The organism is Nguyenibacter vanlangensis, assembly GCF_013376155.1.
Lineage (GTDB): Bacteria > Pseudomonadota > Alphaproteobacteria > Acetobacterales > Acetobacteraceae > Gluconacetobacter > Gluconacetobacter vanlangensis.
On sequence record NZ_JABXXP010000981.1, the window covers coordinates 1 to 841 of the forward strand.

Here is an 841-nt window from a genome sequence, read left to right on the forward strand (position 1 = left end):
ATGGTCGCGCCTGCCGCGACGGCACGGTCCGGCATGGCGACCGGCGATGCCGCGGGGGCCTGAAAATGGCAGGACGCCGATGCGGGCCCGTCATTGCGGATGACCAGTTCGCCCGCCAGCGCCGCGCCGGACATGCAAAGGCTTCCCAGGACCGCGCAGGCCATGGCCCTGATCGCTGTCATCGTGTCGTCTCCCCATGGTGTTCGAATGTTTGTACGGCCTTGTGCCAGATCCCGCGATCGAAAAATCCGCCGGAGCGACGGGCAGGCCCGTTCCCGGATCGGCGCGCCGGATCGGTTCCTGTGGGTGGGTGACGAAAAATTCCGCTTCCAAAATGGATCGTGAATGGAGATGATAGGGCAGGGCTGGAACACGGACGAACCGGCCGCCAGATCTCCATGATCGCATTTTCACGCCATGGCGCCCCCGTGCATGGGGCCGTTGCAGGGCAGGCGGTGAATGGCGGCGAACGTGCTTATGAATATGTTGCGAATCAGCAACGAAATGGGCGGCGTAACAGAAATTTCATCCGGTCCGATTGCAAGTGGTATACCAATTCTGCTTATGATGATTTCGGTCTCGTACCATTAAAGATCCCTATTGTAAAACCAAGGATCAAAAATTATGACCCTCAGACGCAAGCTGGCGACCGCCACGATTCTCGCGGCGCAATGTGGCGCATTCGGCGCCGGGGCCGCGACCCCGGCGAAACATCACGCGGCTGCCAAGGCCAAGCCGAAGGCGGCTTCGGTTCATGTTCACACGGCGCCTGCCGCCGCTGCGGCCGTGCCCGTCTCGGTCGCAATGGCGGCCATGCCCGCGCAAAATGCGGCGCCGGCAG

General features: G+C 62.2%; 2 protein-coding genes. One reads left to right on the plus strand and one right to left on the minus strand.

What is annotated here, in order from left to right:
- Positions 1–182: hypothetical protein (locus HUK84_RS20630; protein WP_176641856.1), on the minus strand; the 182-nt coding region annotated here is incomplete at its 3' end.
- Between the two features lie 442 nt (positions 183–624).
- On the opposite strand from HUK84_RS20630, the gene HUK84_RS22950 reads away from it, so the two are divergent.
- Positions 625–841 (plus strand): hypothetical protein (locus tag HUK84_RS22950; protein ID WP_218064490.1); only part of this gene is annotated, 217 nt, incomplete at its 3' end.